This window comes from Acidovorax delafieldii 2AN (genome assembly GCF_000175235.1).
Lineage (GTDB): Bacteria > Pseudomonadota > Gammaproteobacteria > Burkholderiales > Burkholderiaceae_C > Acidovorax > Acidovorax delafieldii_B.
In genome coordinates this window covers 1-868 of sequence record NZ_ACQT01000575.1, presented here as the reverse complement: position 1 = coordinate 868, position 868 = coordinate 1, and the positions used below count along the sequence as shown (strand labels likewise).

Genomic DNA, 868 nt, shown 5'->3' with positions numbered 1-868 from the left:
GCGGTGCTTCGTCGTAGCCGCCATCGTCGTAACCGCCGCCCTGGCCGCCCCCTTGGCCGCCCATGCCCTGGCGGCCGCCCAGCATCTGCATCTGGTCGGCGCGGATTTCGGTGCTGTATTTTTCGACGCCGGCCTGGTCGGTCCATTTGCGGGTGCGCAGGCTGCCTTCCACATAGACCTGCGAGCCCTTGCGCAGGTACTGGCCCACGATTTCGGCCAGGCGGCCGTTGAACACCACCCGGTGCCACTCGGTGGCCTCCTTGGTTTCGCCCGTCTGCTTGTCTTTCCACTTGTCGGTGGTGGCAATCGTCACGTTGGCCACCTGATCGCCACTGGGGAACGTGCGCATTTCGGGGTCGCGGCCCAGGTTGCCGACGATGATGACTTTGTTGATGGATGCCATGGTGCTGTCTTTGCCTTCAAAAGATAAAAAGCGCCGGATTTGAGGGAATTCCAGGCGCCAGACGGTGCATTGTGCCGCAACCGCGGGTGGTGATCACCTGCGGTGGCAGCGCTTCATTCAGTGCCCGCCGCCGACGTTGCGGCCCACGGGCCGCAGGGGCCAGGTGAGCACCAGCCACAGGCCGGTCAGCGTTGCCGTGGCGGCAAAAAGCCCGGGCGCCCCCGCCCATTTCACCAGGGCGCCGCCCAGCGCGCCGCCGGCAAACAGCCCCAGCGATTGCAGCGTGTTGTAGCTGCCCAGCGCTGCGCCGCGCACTTGCGCAGGCGCCATGCGCGACACCAGGCTGGGCTGGCTGGCCTCCAGCGCATTGAAGCCGCAGAAAAACAGGAACATCAGCGGCGCCAGCACCCACAGCGTGGGCGTCGCACCGCTGGCGGCCAGCACACCCAGGCCCACCTGCACCAG

Annotated in this window: 1 protein-coding gene and 1 pseudogene; both read right to left on the bottom strand. The window is 66.8% G+C overall.

The window, feature by feature from the left end:
- Positions 1–403: single-stranded DNA-binding protein (gene ssb / locus ACDELDRAFT_RS23140; protein ID WP_005801733.1), on the bottom strand; the 403-nt coding region annotated here is incomplete at its 3' end.
- Between the two features lie 117 nt (positions 404–520).
- A pseudogene (locus ACDELDRAFT_RS23135) lies at positions 521–868 on the bottom strand (MFS transporter); the annotation flags it as partial.